Raw genomic sequence first — 1620 nt, forward strand, 5'->3', positions numbered from 1 at the left:
GCCTATGCGAAGCGGATGGAACACCCTGAATTCAAGGGGCGCACAATCTGGGAGGTGTTCCAGGACGAGCAGGCCAGCCTGGTAGTATCGCGCGGCCCCTATGACGGTTTTGCCGAGAAAGCGGTGCGCGCCAGTACGACCTGCCTGATCATGGCGGATCATAATCGCTACAGCGTCGATGCGCGTGCCGCCGGGCGGATGGTGCAGGTCCGCTCGCATGCCGGCCGCGTCGTCGTGCTGCTGGATGACGATGTCGTTGCCGATCATCCGCGCGACTTCCGGCGTGGCGAAGTGATCTACGATCCTTGGCACTACCTGCCGATCCTGGTGAGAAAACCTGGCGCCTTACGGAATGGTGCGCCGTTCAAGGATTGGGATCTGCCCCCGGGCCTTGCGGCCGCTCAGGCAAAGCTGCGGCATTACGCCGATGGTGATCGACAATTCGTCAAAATCCTCTGCGCAGTGGTGGATCACGGTCTTGTCGCGGTCGAGGCCGCCTGCGCAGAGGCGCTCGAAGCAGGCATTGCCAGCGGTGACGTGATCCTTGCTGTTTTAGCGCGCCAACTTCAGCCCCCCACACCGCCGAGCATGACCATTCCGGATGGGCTACGCCTGAAGGTCGAACCGACGGCCGATTGTGCGCGCTATGACAGCCTCAGGCGTGCCGCCTGATGGAACGCCATGATATTCTCCAGGCGATGGCCGAGCTCAAGCTGCACGGCATGCGCGCGAGCTTTGACGAGATCGCCGGCAAAGGTGTTGCACGACGCGACGAGTTCTACGATCTGATCGCCAGCCTGATCCGCGCTGAACGGATCTTCCGCCAGGCACGATCGGTCAGCTACCGGATCAGCAGCGCCAAATTCCCGGGGCTCAAGGACTTCGACAGCTTTACCTTCAAGGGCACGCCGATCGATGAGGGGCTTGTGCGTGAACTGGCCACCGGCAGCTTCCTCGATGCCAGGCGGAACGGGATTTTTGTTGGCGGAACCGGCACCGGAAAGACCCATCTCTGCATCGCAATCGCAGCCACGGTCATCAGGGCCAGAGCGCGAGGCCGGTTCTACAACCTCATCGATCTGGTCAATCAGCTCGAGCAGGAAAAAGCCGCCGGTCGGAGCGGGTGTCTGGTCGAAAAGCTTCTCCGGCTTGATCTGATCGTCATCGATGAGCTCGGCTATATGCCGTTCAGCCAGACCGCCGGGCAACTGCTGTTCCACCTGATCAGCAAACTCTACGAAAATACCTCGCTGCTGATCACCACCAATCTCGCCTTTGCCGAATGGCCGAAAATCTTTGGCGACGCCAAGATGACCACCGCCATGTTGGATCGCCTGACCCACCATTGCGATATCATCGAGACCGGCAACGAAAGCTGGCGATTCAAAAACCGAAGCTGATCAGCAAAAACCCTCCCCCAGACCCCCACCCGGCTTATCCACGTGGGTGCACAGGGACCCCCCGCGCGCCGCTGCGTCAGCCTCTCGTCGGGCACTCCGCGGCGCGCGGGTCCCCCCTATGCACTACGTGGATAAGCCCCCGCCGCTAACGCTGTTTCTAACGCCCAAAGGGGTCGGAATTGGACGCGAAAAGGGGGTCGCGTTTGGACGCGATTTGACA

The 1620-nt window shown here is 61.2% G+C and carries 2 protein-coding genes; both read left to right on the plus strand.

Going from position 1 to position 1620, the window contains the following annotated elements; genetic code table 11:
- Nucleotides 1-672: Mu transposase domain-containing protein (locus AruPA_RS21625; RefSeq protein WP_408859160.1), on the plus strand; the 672-nt coding region annotated here is incomplete at its 5' end.
- A complete protein-coding gene (gene istB, locus AruPA_RS21630; RefSeq protein ID WP_265638792.1) occupies nt 672-1400 on the plus strand; it encodes an IS21-like element helper ATPase IstB in 729 nt (242 codons plus the stop codon). The genes AruPA_RS21625 and istB, both read left to right, overlap by 1 nt.
- The last annotated feature ends 220 nt before the right edge of the window (nt 1401-1620 follow it).

Source organism: Acidiphilium sp. PA, assembly GCF_026191915.1.
Taxonomy (GTDB): domain Bacteria; phylum Pseudomonadota; class Alphaproteobacteria; order Acetobacterales; family Acetobacteraceae; genus Acidiphilium.

What these genes read in the sequence shown, in the direction of transcription:
- istB (WP_265638792.1), top strand. Translation starts at nt 672, where the DNA reads ATGGAACGCCATGATATTCTCCAGGCGATGGCCGAGCTCAAGCTGCAC.